Below are 17,657 nucleotides of genomic sequence, written 5' to 3'. Positions count from 1 at the left end.
TACTTATTACTTATTACTTATTCCCTATTACTCATGAAAGCAAAAGATAAGTCATTCCGCTTGCGATCGCCGCGATCGGTAAAGTCAAAAACCAAGAACCCAGTACTTGGGAAAAAACATTCATATGGGCAGATTTAGAAATTACTCCTACGCCAAAAATAGAACCAACAGAAACATGAGTAGTCGAAACAGGTACACCCAAACGACTGGCAAAAATAACCAAAAACCCAGTAACCAAATTGGCAGATAATCCCTTCCCTGGATTCAGAGTAGTAATTTTTTTACTAACAGTATGGGCAACTTTTTTAGCATTTAATAAGCCCCCAATTGCCATGCCCAAGCCCACAGCCAACATGCCACCTTTGATAGAAAAAGCAGATACGCTCAGGAGCAAAGCCACAATTTTTGGCGTATCGTTTAGTCCTCTGGCAAAACTCACAACCCCCGCACTAATAAAATGGCAAGTATCAACTAGTTTTTGGCTATCAATTCCCAAAAATCTGCCGATATATTTTTGTTGACATTTTTCGGTTGTATCAATTGTAAGATCAGGGGTTACTACGGCTTGCAAAATATTAGTATTGGCGGCCATTGCCACAGGAACTAATTCTTGTTTATTTCCGGCACAAATGCACCAAGCCTTATCCACTCCGAACATCAGTCGTAGATAGCGAAAAATGCTGTAGATAATAGCACCCAAAACTATAGCGACTAACGGACTAACTAATAGAGGAATAAAAAAAGATTTACCTAAAGCTGCAAAATTTAAGTTGGTGCCAATTGCCATCAGTCCCGCGCCAGTCAGAGCTCCTGTAAGACTATGGGTCGTAGAGATGGGAAAGCCCGTTACAGTTGCGAGGATGACCGTTAGCCCTGCACCCAAAGCCACCGCAATATGAAACTGATCTGTATTTGCGATCGCAGCAGGAACCAATCCTTTCCCGGAAAAGTTTTTTAATAGAGCATCAGCCAAGGCGATCGAGGCAATTGACCCGGCAAAGGTTGTTAAAGTTGCCCACCAAATGGCTATTTTGTAGTTGATAGTCTCACTACCAAATAAAGTCGCTACCCCTTTAAAGTTATCATTGGCACCATTAGCATAGGCCAGAAAAACTGTCGTCAAAAAAATTCCAATTGACCAAATCATGATTTATTTTGAACAATAAATTACCCCGTAGAGACGTAGCATGCTACGTCTCTACATTTTCCTGTGTTTAACAGCATTCTCCAGGAGAGCAACAATCTGCATTCCCATTCATATCGGTCACACTATATCCTGAACCCTTAGATTCTCTCGCATGACGAATTGCCTTACTTTTACAAGCAAAAGGTTCTGCCTCTTCTAAAGAAATATTCTCGTAAGGTTCAATGGGAATAATCTCTTTTTTATAGGGGCTATTGGGATTAGTTAAAATCTGATAAGTCTTATCACATACGGCCATTCTTTCACCGCGACAATAGGTATGTCCATCATCATCTTGTACTTGTTTCCAAGGGCCTTTATAAACAACTGCTTGTTTTCGTTCCCAACAATCGCCCTCCTTCCCTTTATAAGCACGAACTGTCATCGAGCGAAACTCAACCCCATCAATCACTTGCCAAGGAGTTTCTTCTCTTTTGAGAATTTCAACGCCATAAAATCCGGCGTCTTCAAACATTTTGAGGAAAAGATCTTCACGAAAAGCTCCCGCAATGCAACCACTCCAAAGTTCAGGATCATTGAGAATTGTCGGAGTAGGATCTTCGTCACAAACAATATCAGAAATTACAGCTCTGCCACCACGATTTAAAACACGAAAAATTTCGGCGAATAACTCCTGTTTATCTTCAGGGCGCACCAAATTGAGAACGCAGTTGGAAATGACAACATCAACACTATTATCCGCAATTAAAACTTCTTCTCTCTTTAGGCGATCGCATTCTGCTTCGTATTGGCCAATGCCGTCAATAGAAGAAATATTGTTATTTTGTAACCAATTCTGCAAAGGATCTAAAGGCAATTTAAGATCTTGGATTTTACCTTTTACAAATTCCGTATTGTGATAACCTAATTTTTCTGCGATTTCCCCTTGATACTTTCTCGCCAGAGACAGCATCTCATCATTAAAGTCTACACCAATAATCTTGCCCGCAGCTCCAACCTTTTGCGCTAGTATATAACAGTTTTTACCTGCACCAGAACCCAAATCTACTACTATTTCGCCTGCGTTGACATAGCGGGTTGGATCACCGCAACCATAATCCTTGGCCACAATCTCTTCTGGCAAAATTTCCAAATAATTACCTTCATAGTCTGTGGGACAGCAAAGACTGGGCTGTTGTTGCCGTGCACCTTCTTGATATCTTTCGAGTACTTCAGATTCGATGTTATAGGAGATAGAAGTAGAATTCGATTCTTGAGAAATAACAGTTTCAGTCACAGATACTCAATCCTTGTATTAAATTTGGACGACAGTTAATGGTTCGGTAAGTATAAAACAGATTTCGAGAAAGTTAGTGATTCTTCCCCAATAGTTCAGTTTTCGGCTTGTTGCCTCGCAATGTCTCCATTTATAAAGAATAGAGATGAAATTTTCCTGAGAGTTCGTTTAACTTCTTCTGGGTCTTCGGTTTTTCCAATAAAAAACCTAGAAGTCTTACATTGCAACTCCTAGGTCTTAATCTAATTGCTCATGGCTAGTGGACGCGGGCGTAAATAAGCTATCTATCAACGAAGGGCAAAAAGCTGATGTATCAAGACTTATTACTCATTACTTATTACTTCCGCGCAGCGGCACTAGTTGAAATTTGAGCGGGAATGATCGGCAAAACTTTGATAATTGCTTTGTTGATTATATAAATGACAATGATCGCAGATTTCCACAATTAAAGGCCAGGAAAACTTACGTTCGTGAATATATTCGCCCCAATTTGCCTTGATGCTTTTGTGAGCTAGACGCAAGTTGTACCAAGGAATTGCAGTGGTTAGGTGATGGGGAATATGAACATTAATATCATGACAGAAAAACTCCACCCACCAAGGATATTTACAATGAACTGTGCCACATAATTGGGCAGCAGCTTCATGCCATTGCTCTTTGTGAGTAAAAGGAATAGAAGGCAAAGTATGGTGAACAATGGTAAAAGTGCTCATCCAGAAATGGTAGATCAACCAGGGGACTATGTAGAATTTAACAAAACCCCAAATTCCAAAGTTGATTAATATCAAAGGAAATCCGACTGCTGCGGTGAAAACAACTAGCAACACAGAAAAACGAACTTGTTCTCTTTGTTTGCCCGTGAATCGTCTCCAATCAAAATGTAAAACAGCCCAATGAGCCACAGATCCTAGCCACCAAAATTTACCGCGCATTCTTTGGTACCACCATTTATATGCTGGAGAAAGCTGCTCATACTCTTCTGCGGAGAAAGGAGTCCAGGTATTATCTTCCTCTAGTTTATTGGTATGTTTATGATGGTGATTATGCATGATGCGCCAAGCATGAAAAGGGTAAATGAGAGGCAAGAACATAATATGACCGACTAAATCATTAACCCAAATCTGATTAGAAAAAGAGCGATGACCACAATCATGGCCGAGAACGAACAAACCAATTAAGTTTGTGCCCAAGAAAATCCACGCGATGGGCAATAGATACCAAGGAGAGACTGCTACTGCCCAATAGCCCAAGACAACACAAGCTACATTAACAAATACTTTAAGCCAAGCTTTTCGAGGATTTTTGACAAACACCTCTTTGGGCAAGGTATCAAGAATATCCCTAATTTTAAGACTGGGATCTAAGGTCGGGCGATCGGTGATCGGTGCTGGTGCAATCATAAAAAGTGATTCAGAAACTGTAGGTGGATGTTAAAATCGCTCTTGGCGATTATTTTATTTAATAGCTATGAGCTTTTTGAAATCTAGGGATTATGTCCAAAGACAAGCTTAGAATGCGGCACTAGACTATTGGCTATTGGCAAAAAAAACAGGCTATAAAGCTCTGGAGGAAGTCAAACTAAAGTTACCATGAAATAAACCTTAACTTGAGCAAACCTTCATTGTTATATCACAAATTGGGGTCTTAACCTAGGAAAAACAGTCTTAAATAAAGCAATAATTAAAGTCTCTTTAAAGCTACGTAAATCTACCTAAAACCTAATCCCCAAAACCTTTTCCCTCAATTCGTGATTAATTCTCGAAGTTTTTCCCGCAAAGTTGCTAACCCCAGGCGCTCTTTCGCGGCAATGAATAAAGCTAAAGGATATTCTTCTTGCGCTTTGGCAAGGGTTTCACTATCAACTTGATCTAATTTATTAAACACCAGCAACATGGGGCCCACTGCGAGGGGCATCTCCTGCAAAATCTTCATCACCGAACGAATTTGGTTTTGCCAAGAAGGATGGGATAAATCTACAACATGAAGCAAAGTGTCAGCTTCTGTAACCTCTTCTAAAGTGGCACGAAAGGCATCGACAAGGGAAGGTGGCAACTCCTGAATGAATCCTACCGTATCTGTTAGCAAAATATTACAAGGTTTTCCTGTTACAGGGTCGGGAATTGCTAGGCGACGAGTTGTCGGATCTAGCGTGGCAAAGAGGCGATCGGCTGCATAAACATCAGAGTTGGTTAAAGCATTAATCAAGGTAGATTTGCCCGCATTGGTGTAGCCCACGATCGCAACTGTGGCAATATCCTGCTTCTGGCGCTGTTTCCGCAACCGAGAGCGATGTGCTTGCAATTCATTTACATCTCGCTGTAAATGGGTAATTTTCTTTTGAATACTACGGCGTTCAGTTTCTAGCTTAGTTTCTCCTGGCCCTCTGGTGCCAATTCCACCCCCCAGACGAGACATGGCTTGTCCTCGCCCCACTAGTCGGGGCAACATGTATTCGAGTTGTGCTAGTTCTACTTGCAATTTCCCCGCGCGCGATTGAGCTCGCTGGGCAAAAATATCTAAAATGACTTCTGTGCGGTCTACTACTCTGATACCAAATTGACTTTCGAGGTTGCGGCCTTGGGCCGGAGAAAGATCGCGATCGAAGACTACTAGATTGGCTCCTGTAGTTTGAATTCTGAGGGCAATTTCCTGGACTTTTCCTGCGCCGACTACTGTTTGAGGATGGGGACGCGCTCGCTTTTGAGAAATAGTCTGTAAAACTACACCTCCTGCGGTATCTACTAATCTGGCTAATTCGGCCAAACTTTCCTCTAGCTCTGCATTAGTCGTTTTGTCGGTATGTAAGCCCACAAGAATCACGCGATCGTGACCTTCTTCCACTTCTTGGGCCACATATTCCCGTTCAAATTCTGCTTCTAAGCCTTCAACTAGATCAAGAAAATCTTGGCTACTAAGAAATTCTAAACTCATCGGCTCAGATATAGACCAATATTCCTGAGTATCCAAGTCCAAATCTGTTTGCGGTAACAAATGAGCGAGATAGGTATCTCGAATATATCCTGTCGCCCCTCCCCCTCTTCTCTCCTTTCCCTCTCCTGTGAGAGTTAAGACAACCAGGGCATCTAATCTTTGTCGAATCATGGCTGTTAAGCTTGACTCTTTGGGCGGATGATCGTCTAGTTGTGTGGCAATGCAGCGAATACCGCATAGTCTTTCCGCACCATAACGGGGTAATTCTAGGGGCGGAATTTTGGTTTCATTCGGGGTGCCCACTCCCACTCTGATTACTTGGCCACGACGGTTAAAATAAGTACATACTGGCTGCCCAACCTCTGTCGCGATCGCCGCTAAACGCTGAGCAAAATCCGCAGTGGTCAGACGATCTACCGGTAGCTTTTGATGATAAAGCTTTTTGAGTTGTTTGATCTGATTCTTTTTTAGTCCTTTATAGGTACCGTAAATAGTTTCGATAAGTTTACTCTCAATTCTCCTATTGAACAATTCTAACGTGGGATTAGAAAGGTGTTAGGGGTTAGGTTTTAGGTTTTAGACTTTAGGGGTTAGGTTTTGGGTTTTAGGTTTTAGGTGTTGGGTGTTAGGTAAATTTTCAGACGAGATTGTTTAGTTTACTAACTAGATCATCTAGGTTATCTCTATTGAGACGATAACTTAAGGGGTGAGCAACTAATCTAGCGGTGCTTTCATAGAGAACATCAATTTCTATGAGGCCATTTTCTTTAAGAGTTTTGCCAGTGGAAACCAAATCGACGATCGCCTCAGACATGCCAGTAATTGGGCCTAGCTCCACCGAACCATATAGGGGGACAATTTCTACCGGGAGATCGAGCTGACGAAAATGTTCTTCGGCACAATTGACAAATTTTGAAGCAACTTTTCCGTGGGGCGGGAGTTCCTGCGATCGCCGATAAGTACTAGATTTAGGGACAGCAACCGACATTCGACAATAACCAAATTTTAAATCAGTTAGATTTGCCACCTTAGGTTTTTTTTCTCGCAGGACATCGTAACCGACGATGCCGATTTGAGCTTGACCATATTCGACATAAACGGGAACATCCTGTGCTCTCACCAGTAGTGCTTGAGCCGTATTGGTCGGATCAGTGATTTGTAATTGGCGATTGCTCTTATCGAGAAACAAGCTAAAATCTAAACCAGCTTTTTTGAATAAATCGATGGAGTCTTTGAGTAGTGCGCCTTTTGGTAACGCGATCGTAATCATAGAAAATTAGAATAGAAAATAAGTTTAGCAATTAATACCAAGGGCGATATTATCACGATCAGGGGTTATGACTCTTTTCAACCTAAAACCTAAAACCTAAAACCTAACGCCCGTCTAGTCTTGGGAAAATGTTTCATGCCAAGGTGCCCCACCAACCTCTAAACCCGCCAAAGAACTATTCGCTTCGACAATCGTTTTCCCCTTATATTGCAACTTTAATAACAATTTTCCCTGCGTTGTATCCCGACAATTGAGAACTAAACCTTGAGCTGTGGGGGTGCGAACATAAGTTCCCGGTAAATCAGTTGTGCCAATGAGAGTAACCACCAAATCTTCCTTAGTTGCCTGCATCAGCCATTCCCCCCAGGGTTTCACCTGCCAGGTGATTTGCGAATTCTCGGGGACAAACTCCACAAAATATCCTTGGAAATGAATCCCAATCATCCCGACTGATTCTTCTCCCCATAAGACCTGTCGAACTCCGCCTGCTGCGGTTAATGCTAAGTTATATTGATCGGTAAAACTATTACAGTTGATCCAAAACCATTTTTTGGGAAAAGAAGTTCCCCAATTTTTCTCGCTATAGGCGGGCGCTTCGGTAAATTGGTATTTTGTGCCTTGCCATTCGATCCAGCCCGTTGCTAAACCGTGAGCCATCAAAATTTGCCATCCCGGATCGAATACGGGTAAATAGGATAGCCACCCCGCCGTTGCTTGTTGCGTCAGATTGGGATTTCCCCAGCCATATAAGGGTTGAATTTGATATTCCCAGCGGCAATATTGCTGATTACGAGGATCGTAAATACAGCCTTGATTTAAATTAGCTGTTACTTGATAACCCTCATTAAAGGATGAGGGATGAGGGATGAGGGATGAGGGATAAGGGATAAGGGATGAGGGATGAGGGATGGGGGATGAGGATTTTGCTGGCTGATTATTTTCGGGGTTTTTCCAATGTTTTAATTCTAGAGAGTTGCGACTTGCCCAAAACTGTTGTACATCCGGAAATGTACGACTTAGATACGCTTCGTCAATGCCCAAAATTTGCACTGCCCCCCCACTATTGGCTTGTCTGCCAATGGGGTCTTCTATCGAATACATAAAGGCAAAGGTTTGAGCAATTTCGGGCAGGGTAACCCGGAAATACCATCCTTCAAAATAGCTTTTGGTTATACCATTCCAGTGATAGCCACTATGGGGTGTTTGTAGCCTTGGTTGTGTTTGCAAAATCTGCCAGTAAAAAACATTAGTCCAGAATAATTAAAACATAGCGCTACGTGCTGGGGAATGGGGAACAGCAAACTTGATGCTTGTAAAAAAATATTTGATTTATTGAATTTAATAGCTGAAAGCTTAGGGCTTAACTTCTCCTCTTCTTGCTTAAGCAGAATGGTCTTAACAAAGGATCGACATCCCCTTCTTCGCAAGTGGGCCTTCTGCCTTTATCCGAAGCGGCTTCCACTAAAACACTAGCTTCACCTCGTCTCCGAATGGTGATATCTTTCAGGGGTTCTTTTTGCTCTGAAGCGCTAGCCAACTCTGTAGTGCTGCCTTCTGCTTTCTCCTTAATCTTGGTTTGAACATCTGTTGTCTTGAAGGGCGGAATCGAAGCCTGGCAAGCATCTATATTGCCTTTTACATATGAGTTGAGTAATGTGCAATAACCCCAGCGATATCCTTCCAGTTGGAAATGATGACAGAAGCAACAGTGATAGTCATGATTGTCATGGGATTTTTCGGACTTTTCAGTATTCATTATTCATAATTGAGTTCAAATTTGCAGTGTAAAATTGAAAAATAAGATCTTATACTTAATTTATTTTCAGGCATAAATCCCCAGCAAAAGTGAGAAAACTTTATCCCTTCTTTTAAGATTTGATGATTTCTTGCCATCGTAAAATCTTTCACAGGAAAAATAGCTCGACAATTTGAGTAACTTGTGAGGATAAAAAAACTTAATATTTCTTTTATTTATAAAAAACAGGCTAGGGGAAAAAGCAAATATTCTAAGAAAAAGAGTTTCCAGATGAATTGATAAAAACTTGCGATCGCACTTTTTTGTTCGAGATCTACGGACCAACTACGCCACCATAGCAATACTAAAAGCACTAGATGATATCCAATAAAAAATCCAGCATTAAGGCGATTGAGCCACAAGATCCCCGCAGCAATCATGCCTAAATAACAAAGAGTAATGACACTGCGAGAAATATTAAACACTGTTGATTTGCCGAGAATCAGGGTAAATGTTGAAATATTATATTTTTTGTCACCTTCGAGATCGGGAACATCTTTGAAAATTGCGATCGCGATGGTAAAAAGCAGAATAAATAGCGTCAAAGTCCAAACATTAGCCGTGATAATTTCTTGGCCTAAAAATTTCTGACTAAAATGCAAAAATAGCCCTAAATTAACCACAATTCCCCGCACTGTCAAAATACAAAAGGCAGCCAACAGAGGAAATTGCTTTAATCTTAGTGGGGGTAAAGAATAGACTGTGCCGAGTAAGAGACTTAGGGCTACAGTCGCGAATAACCAGCGACCAGATAATGCCGCAACTGCGATCGCGACAAAACCTGTAATGCCAATAATCCAACGGCCTTGGGCAAGAGAAAATGCACCGGAAGCTAAAGGAAGTTCGGGTTTATTGATGCGATCAATTTCTACATCAGTTAATTGGTTCAAGCCCACAATGTAAACATTGCCACAAAGACAAACCAGCCAAGCGATCGCGATCGTGATTAAATCGCCCTCGGAAAAGCTGCCATTGTTAATAGTGGCCAGCGAAATTAGATATAAAGCCCAGACACTGAGACTAGTGCCAATAATCGTATGAGGGCGAGAAAATTTCCAGAAACTAGATACCCAAGTCATACTAAATTCTGTTGAGATACAACATTTACAAGTTAGGGAAAGGCAGAGGGCAGAGGGCAGAGGGCAGAGGGTTTAAAGCCTAATTAGTGGCCTCTTCTTTTTTCGGTGGTGCTTTTCTGATTTCCGAATAGAATAAAGTACTCATTGTGCCATCTTCATTTTTGGTTATAGCCGTCCGTAAGCGAAGATTATCGCTGGCAAACCAGATCCTTTCTTCAATGGATTTATCTTTAGTTTCAAAAATGAGAGTTAAAGCAGAGTCGTTACCGAAGACATAGGTTCCCAGTAAATTCTGGTTAGCAGCATTAGAAATGATTTTTCCCGTTTGAGGATTTTCTGGGTCAGGGATGATCACTACCATAGAAGAACCTTGCTGCTTCGGTTTGCCCCAATCTCCCGAACTAGCCCAACTATGTTGTAAGCCACCTAAACTCAGTTGCGAATCGATGCGGTTTTGGAGGCAAAGCTGACTAACTTTAGCATCATTAGTGGCAATTAGCGTAATACTAAGATCTGCTTTATTGCTTTCGGTTTTTTCCGTTTCGACTTGATAATCAGTGCGTTGACTAAACCAGTTACCTGCGCAGAGATCAATAAATTCTTTTATATCCATACTTATAAAATTAAACTATTTTGCATTGCCACTGCTTATCATTAAATCAGAAAACCACCTACGACAAAAGACTTCTAAATTCTTGCCAGCCTTGCATTGCTGAGGGATTAGAGTCAACTCCTTTTTGCAGCAAAATAATCCCATTGTTAAAATCGGTGATGCCATAACTACCTTGACTAGTTACAGTATCAATCATTTCTGCGATCGCAGCTAAATGACGGCGATCAAATTTAAATGCGGTTTGATAGCGTTGTAAACGCCAAAGATCGGCCACAATGTATTCTACAGTTTCTATGCGATCGCGATCGCTTCTAAATTCCAAGGCACTAAGGCGAATAATTTCTCGACGACCCGAAAGATGAGGTATGAGGTAAGTTGTGGCAGACACACTAGCGTCATCAGGTATTTGCTTTAATATAGAACGAATTTGCGGTACTCTTTGCCATTGCTCCGGCAAGGAAACATAAACTCTCGGTTGTATCGAGTCAGGAATCAGAAAATATAGCGTCCGACTAGGGTTGGAGGTGATAGTAAAGATTAAGGATAAGCAAATACAAAAGACCCAAAAATTACGAAACTTGGGTTTGAGCTTTCTCGGTTGGCAATCTTCTAGGGGACGATGAAAATTCCTAAATCCTTGCCCTGCCCACCACAAAATTGCACCGTAAAATAAGCCAGGAGTAATATTCATGGCATAGCGAATCGAAATCGCCAAGACAGATTTTCCTTGCCCCACTAACAATTTGAGTAACGGAAACCCCGCGATCACCCAAGATGCAGGTGCAAAGATCGGCACAAAGGCCAAGGGCAACCATTGACCCAAAAAATATCTGATGGTTTCGCTAAAAGGGGTAAATAATTCGATAATTAACAGTTTTGGGTTGGTCAGCATGCCCCAGAGAATATCGAGAGTCGAAGCTTCATTGCCTTCTGCATATTGCCCAAACCTTTCTAACATAAAGCGTTTGGAAATATCATCAGAAAATAAGGGCATAATAAGATTGGTCAAGGCCACAATATAGAGAAAACTGAGGCTACAAACCATCAAGCCGATCCGAGGATAACGACGGCTAGCAACTAAATAAACTCCCACCCCAAATAGTGCGATGCCACTATCTTCTCTGACTGCAAGAATACAAATTGCCAACAACCAAAAGAGCCACCACCAGCGTTTCTCCATTGCTAGGAGCAAACTAAACATAAATAGGGGAATTTGGGAGATATCGTGGAAATTGGATAATGTGGGGCCGACGATCGCGTTGGCACCGTAGAAACTGAGGGAAATTAAAAATGCGATCGCAGGTTCGAGGTATACCCGAGCCAAAGCATAAAGCACTAATCCTGCGGCGGTGACAAATGTTACCTGGAACACAGTTAAGGTAGCAGGATGGGGAAATAGATAATAAATAGGCAACCATAACAGCAATGCCGGGGTGAAATGCTGTCCGAGGCGATGGTAACTAACATTGGGAACTTCCCCACCATGGACGATATTCGTCGAAAGCTGGGAAGAGAGCGTGCTTTGGAAAAAATTTCCCTGAGTACCATTCCAAAAAACCTGATTAAAAATTCCCTGATCGTAGGAAGAGTAAAAAGTGAAATGCCGATGCAGAGTCAGGGTGAGAGTACAGATAAAGAAAACTGTGGCCGCGATCGCGACTGCTCGTAAACCTTGTTGTTTAGTTAATTTTAGCGATACCATTTAGAGATTAGAGATTGGGTCTTGGGAAACAGTGTAATCCCTCAAATATTGATCAGACACGACTTAGATAATAAGCCAACGATTACTTTTCGCAAGTTTACCAGCTCAAAACTCACATGTTTGATATTCTTCAACCTTTGTTGGTGTGTTCTGCTGACTATGAGCCTGTATCTAATCCTTATAAGCCCTAATTTTTAATAAAATGTAACCTTCATAATTAAAATGTCTAAGGTCGTCCCAGAGTGGTCAGATAAATCACTGCTTCTTCTTGGGGAATATCTAAGACTTGATTGACTCGATCATCGAAGAATCCTCCAATGCCACTAACTCCAAGTTTTAAGCGGATTGCCGCCAGATTTAATCTTTGTCCCAAATGACCAGCATCCAGATGAAGATAACGATAGGCGCGATCGCCGTATTTTGCGATCGCTTTAGTCAAATCCGCAGTGTGAAAAATAACGGCCGCGGCATCTTTTCCGAGTTCTTGACCCAAGCAGAGATAATGCAATTCGCGACGGAAATTTTTAAACCGAATTTGTCGCAACTCTTGGGCCTGCGGTGCATAGTAATAACAACCTGCCTCCAAGTCCTGAACTCCTGAAACGGCGATAAAAGTTTCCACCAAATCGAGAGCAAAATAATCGGGCTCCCCATCCAAACCCTGGGCGACATAATCTTGAGGTTGATAGGTAAAATTCAGAAGTGATTTTAGTTCCTCTAAGGTTAAATCTTCCCCTGTATAACTGCGAGTAGAACGCCTTTGGAGAATCGTATTTTCTAATTCTGAGAGTTGCTCTCCCCAATCGATAGTATTTTCGGTGATGGTTGCAATTTTGCTGCAAAAAGGAAAATTATATTTGTCTTCTAATGATGGAGTTTCCCTCGCAGCATCTATTTTCGTAGGTTCGGTATCAATGTTGGTTTTTTGATGTAAATAATGGAGTAATTGTCCATCGGCAATTTCAGGATATTCGGTGACAGTTGCTGAGGGTAAAGCTGTGGGGGCCGTAAAATCGGTAGCGGAAGTTTTATTGGTATCGAGTAAAGAGACAACTGCGATCGCAGATTCCGTATGACCATCTAAATACAGGAGATCATTAATTTCTTCATCGCAAAAACCACCAATACAATGAGCTTTATAGTTATTAGAGGCAGCGGCCAATTCAATATTACCGAGTAAATGCCCCGTATCCAGAAATACTCTTCGATAGGCTCGATCTTCATAGCGCCATGCCGAGCGCTCAAACACCGCAGTGGTGACCAAGGCAAGTTGATTTTCTTTCAATACAGGATGCTTGAAACAAGCCGCTTGCAACTCGGACCAAACAGTATTTTCCCAAAAATGAATGAGAGAATGAGTGGCAACTTGATAGTTATATAACCCAGCCGGTAACCAATTTGTCCCCCGAGAAATTAGATAGACTTCCGCAGGATATAAACCCCCAGCTGAGGGCGCAGCTCTCAAATAAATAGGGTCGCCATAGATGGTCTGAAATTGAGCTGTCAAGCCATAACTACAGAGGAGGAACAAAGATAATCTCAACCATTCTTCGTCATAGGGTTGGGCTTCTCTATCTTTTTCTTGAGACAGATAGGGTTTGAGATCGAAACTATGACCAATTTTATACTCTTTATAGGGAGCAGGTTGTTTTGACCAATCCAAGGCTTTTCCTTTATTGGCAATGGTTTCAGGATCGTATTTAGTTCTTTGGTGATAGTGATAGGCGATAGAATCCATGATTAATCCGTAATCGTTTCCCAGGGACGATAGCGTTGTCCGTAATAATCCAAAATCTCGTCAAGGCGTTTTTTTTGTTGGTTATCAATATTTTGGGGATATTCCAACCATAAAGCCGCAATTTGACTTTGAGTATAATCAAATTTTTCGGAGCCCGAATCGGAAGATCGGACAATCAATCCCGTTTTCACCCCGACTACCTGCCGTAAATGAGCTGCTACTTCCCGATATACTGTCAAGGGTAGTTGAGGACAAGTTACATGGGTCTTGATGGTATTTGCTGTTGGCAATTGTGACCTCATCATCTAAAGAGTAGGTTTTTTTATCTTCCCATTTCCGCGTCCCGATGTCTCCCTGAATTGTTGGGAATTTTTTATTTATCTGCTCCCCGTCTACGGTTCAAATAACGACCTTGAGGCCCAGCAATAATTTGTCCTTGGTCGTAAATTAAATTACCGCGCAAGAAGGTAGTTTTGACTTTGCCGGTCAATTCCATACCCTCAAAAGGAGTGTACCCCTGTTGGGATTGGGATTCGGCAGCTTGAACGACAAAGGTTTCATTGGGATCTAAAATCACTAAATCGGCGTCGTAACCAAGGTCAATATCGCCTTTGGTGGATAAACCAAAACGCTGGGCGGGATTCCAACAGAGCAATTCTGCCATCTGATTGTAGGACATCCCTCGTTTGCTACCTTCGCTAAATACCCCCGAAAGCAGATATTCTGTACCCCCAAATCCCGATTTTGCTAGCCAGATATTCTCCGGATCTTGCCGACTAGCTTTCTTGGCCGCCGAACAGCAGGCATGATCGCTAACAATCCAGTTGATCTGACCATCTAAGACTGCTTGCCATAAATATTCCACATCTTCACGGGGACGAATTGGCGGGTTGACTTTGGCCCATTTCCCGGTTGGAGCATCGACATCTAGTAATAAATGTCCAACTGTGACTTCCCGCCTAAAATTGATATGGGGAAATGCTGTTTTCATAATTAGAGCAGATTCTATTGCTTTGCGGGAACTTAGATGTAGCAGATTAATATTGACACAATTGGTTTCATGGGCGAGATAGGAGGCGATCGCGATCGCTAGACCCTCTGAATGGGGAGGCCGAGCCGCACTATAGGCTTTGAGTCCGGTTAAACTGCGATCGCCTTCGACAATTTTGGTATAGGCACTCAGAATCTCGGCAACTTCACAATGAAGACTCAAGCTCAGATAATCCTGAGCTTCGGGGTGAGTTTCCCGCAGTTGGGTCAACCCGCGCATAATAAATTCAAAATGGGCAAAGTCATAGCGCTCTTCTTTATTAATCATCAAAAAGAGATTCTGTTGATCCGACAGCCCATGTAAGCCGTAGCCCCCGTAAAACATAAAAATCTTAAAAGATGAAACCCCATGTTCTTCAAACAGCCAGGGCATCTCTTCTATGTGCTCTGAGGCGATCGGTGCGATATGGAAACCGTAGTCAACATGAAAGTTACCTTCTGATAGGGCTAGTACTTCAGGAAAAAACTTCTTATAGGAACCACCTTTGTTGAGGTAATATTGTCCTGTCCGAATATAGTTGAGGCTAGTGGTCACCCCGCCCATGGCAGCGGCTCTACTTTCGGTGACAGCATCCTTCTCAAGAGATTGGTAAATGCCAATATGCATATGGGCATCGACAAGGCCGGGAAATCCTAGCCTATTTTGGGCATCAAATACCTCCTTGGCTAGTTTTGCGTCAATTTCTGGGGCAATCTGAACGAATTTGCCATCTTTAATTCCGAGATCTAGTCGCTCAACAGATTGCTGGTTAGGACGAACCACTCGCAGGTTTTTTATTACTTTGTCTAGAACTATAGCTTCAGGCATCATGCCCTCCGACAAAACTGATTACAGGTCTAACTTTAGCGTGAATTTTCCTTCTGGCAATTATTCCGCGAACTCTATATACTTCGGAAAGGATCAAGTTGTGTTTGGTTAGAATTGTTCCCTCTGCCCTCTGCCGTCTTTCCTCAAGGGCGAAGCCCAGTCATTCATTTTGCTTAGGCTTTTAGATCGCTATTGTGAAAACCAAAAAACTCTATCTCAAGAAAAAATCTAAATCTACTGACCAAGATAAAAGTAAAGGCAAATTAGGCATTTTGCTAAATCCTCGCTGGGGAATTGCGATCGCACTGATTTCTCTAGTCTTGTTATGCACTATTGGCCCAGCTAAAGCCTTATTTAATCAAGCATTCCTGATTGATTATTTTAGTAATAATTCTTGTTCTAATTGTGTAATTTTCACCTTTCTGGGGATTTATATTTTCCTAACTGCGATCGGCATCCCTGGAACAATTCTCACGATAGTTGGCGGGCCTGTTTTCGGTTTATTGTGGGGCACTTTATGGTCTGCGATCGGAGCTACATTAGGTGCTCTAGGGGCATTTTGGGTCGCTAGGTACTTATTTCGAGATTATATCGCCAATAAATTTGCCCGTCATAAAGGCTTGAAGATATTTAACCAAGCAGTTCTCGATAAACCGATCGCCTTTACTTTAGCAATTCGCTTTGCTCCGATTTCTCCTTTTAATGTAGTTAATTTCCTATTTGGCTTAACTCCTCTTAACTGGGTTACCTACACTATTGCCACTTTTATTGGCATCATCCCTGGCACTGTCATCTATACTTGGCTGGGAACAACTGGCCAATCAGCCTTATTGGGCGAAGACCCTAAACCTTTTTTTCTCGCTTTGGCTTTATTGACAATACTTTCAATTATTCCGTTGCTGGCCAAGAAAAAGAACACTGGAAGAGGGTTTTAGGTATTGGGTGTTAGGTATTAGGGAAATTTCAAAAACAATAAGTCTAGCCATGATAGACATACTTAAGGTCATAGATTTCCGAGTCGTGAAAATTATCGTGAAAACTCAAGAATAAGCTCTACAATCTTAGAAAGATATCTTGTAACACCGAGTCGTCGTAGTTGGAATCATGCAGTTGCTAAAGTCCCAAAACCTATATCCAGATTTATTTTCAATGGCCTTAGAAGCAATTTCTCTTCCTTCTAGCACAGCCGACAACCAACAATTTGATCTTTACTTGAGCCTCAATTTTAATCAGCAATGGTATTCTCTATTAGATGGTCGTATCAAGTTGGCTTTGCAAGCTGGTCAACTACAACTGAGGCTAGAAAATAGCGAACTGCATCAAATTAATCCTCAGTTAGATGATTACTTTGGTATTGACTCTGAATCTTCTGAGGCCACCAATAATTGGACATTTACCCTAGAGTCAGCGAAATTGCTACTGGCAGATTCTCTGCAACGCATCAAGCTTGGAACAGTTAAGATCCTTGCTCAACCCTTCAACATCAAGGCAACTTGGCAGATTTGCCCCGCAGATGTTTCGTTAGCAGAGGCAGAAGATTTATGGCTACATGATCTTAGCCCCAACAAACATGGAGTGCTCGAAAGGGCGATCGTTTTTTTCTGCTGCAAAAATCAACTGCCATCTTCCCTAAGTTGGGTTCAATTGGGTTCTTCTGATGTCGAAGCACAAGATAGTTGGGACAAAGAGCAACCAAAGGAAATTAGTTTGCAGGATCAAGAAACGCTGAAATACCTAATTGAACAAATTTATATCGCTAAAACAGAGCAAATCTCCGAACTGGCTGAATTGGCAAAGCTAGATTTGAAGACTGATTTGGCAGGAGGCAATCTTTTAGCTGCTAACCTTGCTGGCATTGACTTAAATGGAGCGAATCTCCAAAAGACCAATCTCCGAGGAGTGATCTTAAATGATGCTGATCTCAGTGAAACTAATCTTCGTCACGCCAATTTAGGTGGTGCGGATCTCAGTGGTGCTTATTTAGAAAATGCCGATCTAACTCATGCCAATTTATATCGTGCCAGTTTAGCGATCGCAAATTTAATTGGTGCCAACCTCACCCATGCCAATTTACAAGAAGCTAATTTGAGTAATGCTAGCTTTAAACTAGCTAAATTTACAGGTGCTAAATTCGGTAAAAATACAGGTCTTTCTGAGGACATTAAACTAATCCTAGAACAAGGGCAAGCCGTTGAAATCAGTTAACAGTTATCAGTTAACAGTTATCAGTTATCAGTTATCAGTTATCAGT

15 protein-coding genes are annotated in these 17,657 nt (G+C 41.8%); 2 read left to right on the top strand and 13 right to left on the bottom strand.

Annotated elements, in window-relative coordinates; genetic code table 11:
- Positions 1–31: 31 nt before the first annotated feature.
- The 13 genes from XEN7305_RS10550 to XEN7305_RS10490 all read right to left on the bottom strand — a co-directional run bounded on the left by XEN7305_RS10550 (position 32) and on the right by XEN7305_RS10490 (position 15,406).
- The gene (locus tag XEN7305_RS10550) at positions 32–1,147 is read right to left on the bottom strand and encodes an inorganic phosphate transporter (protein ID WP_006509401.1); all 1,116 of its coding nucleotides are present in this window, start codon (positions 1,145–1,147) and stop codon (positions 32–34) included.
- 67 nt (positions 1,148–1,214) lie between these two features.
- Positions 1,215–2,405 (bottom strand): methyltransferase domain-containing protein, encoded by a 1,191-nt coding sequence (locus XEN7305_RS10545; RefSeq protein ID WP_144053241.1) that lies wholly within the window; start codon positions 2,403–2,405, stop codon positions 1,215–1,217.
- Between the two features lie 371 nt (positions 2,406–2,776).
- Positions 2,777–3,820 carry a fatty acid desaturase gene (locus tag XEN7305_RS10540; RefSeq protein ID WP_006509399.1) on the bottom strand — a complete coding sequence of 348 codons (1,044 nt, stop codon included), beginning with the start codon at positions 3,818–3,820 and terminating at the stop codon, positions 2,777–2,779.
- A gap of 340 nt (positions 3,821–4,160) precedes the next feature.
- A complete protein-coding gene (gene hflX, locus XEN7305_RS10535) occupies positions 4,161–5,882 on the bottom strand; it encodes a GTPase HflX (protein ID WP_006509398.1) in 1,722 nt (573 codons plus the stop codon).
- A gap of 106 nt (positions 5,883–5,988) precedes the next feature.
- On the bottom strand, positions 5,989–6,621 hold the full coding sequence (gene hisG / locus XEN7305_RS10530) for an ATP phosphoribosyltransferase (RefSeq protein ID WP_006509397.1): 633 nt from the start codon (positions 6,619–6,621) through the stop codon (positions 5,989–5,991).
- Between the two features lie 114 nt (positions 6,622–6,735).
- Positions 6,736–7,848 (bottom strand): tocopherol cyclase family protein, encoded by a 1,113-nt coding sequence (locus XEN7305_RS10525; protein ID WP_006509396.1) that lies wholly within the window; start codon positions 7,846–7,848, stop codon positions 6,736–6,738.
- 133 nt (positions 7,849–7,981) lie between these two features.
- Positions 7,982–8,377: a hypothetical protein gene (locus tag XEN7305_RS10520; protein WP_006509395.1), complete on the bottom strand. Its 396-nt coding sequence runs from the start codon at positions 8,375–8,377 to the stop codon at positions 7,982–7,984.
- Positions 8,378–8,592: 215 nt separating this feature from the next.
- Positions 8,593–9,495, bottom strand: a complete 903-nt coding sequence (locus tag XEN7305_RS10515) for a homogentisate phytyltransferase (RefSeq protein ID WP_006509394.1) — start codon at positions 9,493–9,495, stop codon at positions 8,593–8,595.
- A 79-nt stretch (positions 9,496–9,574) separates the two neighbouring features.
- The gene (locus XEN7305_RS10510; RefSeq protein ID WP_006509393.1) at positions 9,575–10,108 is read right to left on the bottom strand and encodes a phycobiliprotein lyase; all 534 of its coding nucleotides are present in this window, start codon (positions 10,106–10,108) and stop codon (positions 9,575–9,577) included.
- Between the two features lie 58 nt (positions 10,109–10,166).
- Positions 10,167–11,810 (bottom strand): DUF2079 domain-containing protein, encoded by a 1,644-nt coding sequence (locus tag XEN7305_RS10505; protein ID WP_006509392.1) that lies wholly within the window; start codon positions 11,808–11,810, stop codon positions 10,167–10,169.
- A 226-nt stretch (positions 11,811–12,036) separates the two neighbouring features.
- Positions 12,037–13,548: a SagB/ThcOx family dehydrogenase gene (locus XEN7305_RS10500; protein WP_006509391.1), complete on the bottom strand. Its 1,512-nt coding sequence runs from the start codon at positions 13,546–13,548 to the stop codon at positions 12,037–12,039.
- 2 nt (positions 13,549–13,550) lie between these two features.
- A complete protein-coding gene (locus XEN7305_RS10495) occupies positions 13,551–13,853 on the bottom strand; it encodes a hypothetical protein (RefSeq protein WP_238568962.1) in 303 nt (100 codons plus the stop codon).
- Positions 13,854–13,921: 68 nt separating this feature from the next.
- Positions 13,922–15,406, bottom strand: a complete 1,485-nt coding sequence (locus tag XEN7305_RS10490; RefSeq protein WP_006509389.1) for a dihydroorotase family protein — start codon at positions 15,404–15,406, stop codon at positions 13,922–13,924.
- A 194-nt stretch (positions 15,407–15,600) separates the two neighbouring features.
- Here XEN7305_RS10490 and XEN7305_RS10485 point away from each other — a divergent pair, with 194 nt between their 5' ends.
- Complete coding sequence (locus XEN7305_RS10485) at positions 15,601–16,341, top strand: TVP38/TMEM64 family protein (RefSeq protein WP_006509388.1); 741 nt, start codon at positions 15,601–15,603, stop codon at positions 16,339–16,341.
- A gap of 169 nt (positions 16,342–16,510) precedes the next feature.
- Positions 16,511–17,611: a pentapeptide repeat-containing protein gene (locus tag XEN7305_RS10480; protein WP_006509387.1), complete on the top strand. Its 1,101-nt coding sequence runs from the start codon at positions 16,511–16,513 to the stop codon at positions 17,609–17,611.
- Positions 17,612–17,657: the final 46 nt, after the last annotated feature.

The organism is Xenococcus sp. PCC 7305, from assembly GCF_000332055.1.
Classification (GTDB): Bacteria; Cyanobacteriota; Cyanobacteriia; order Cyanobacteriales; family Xenococcaceae; genus Xenococcus.
This window is presented reverse-complemented; position numbering and strand designations above follow the sequence as displayed.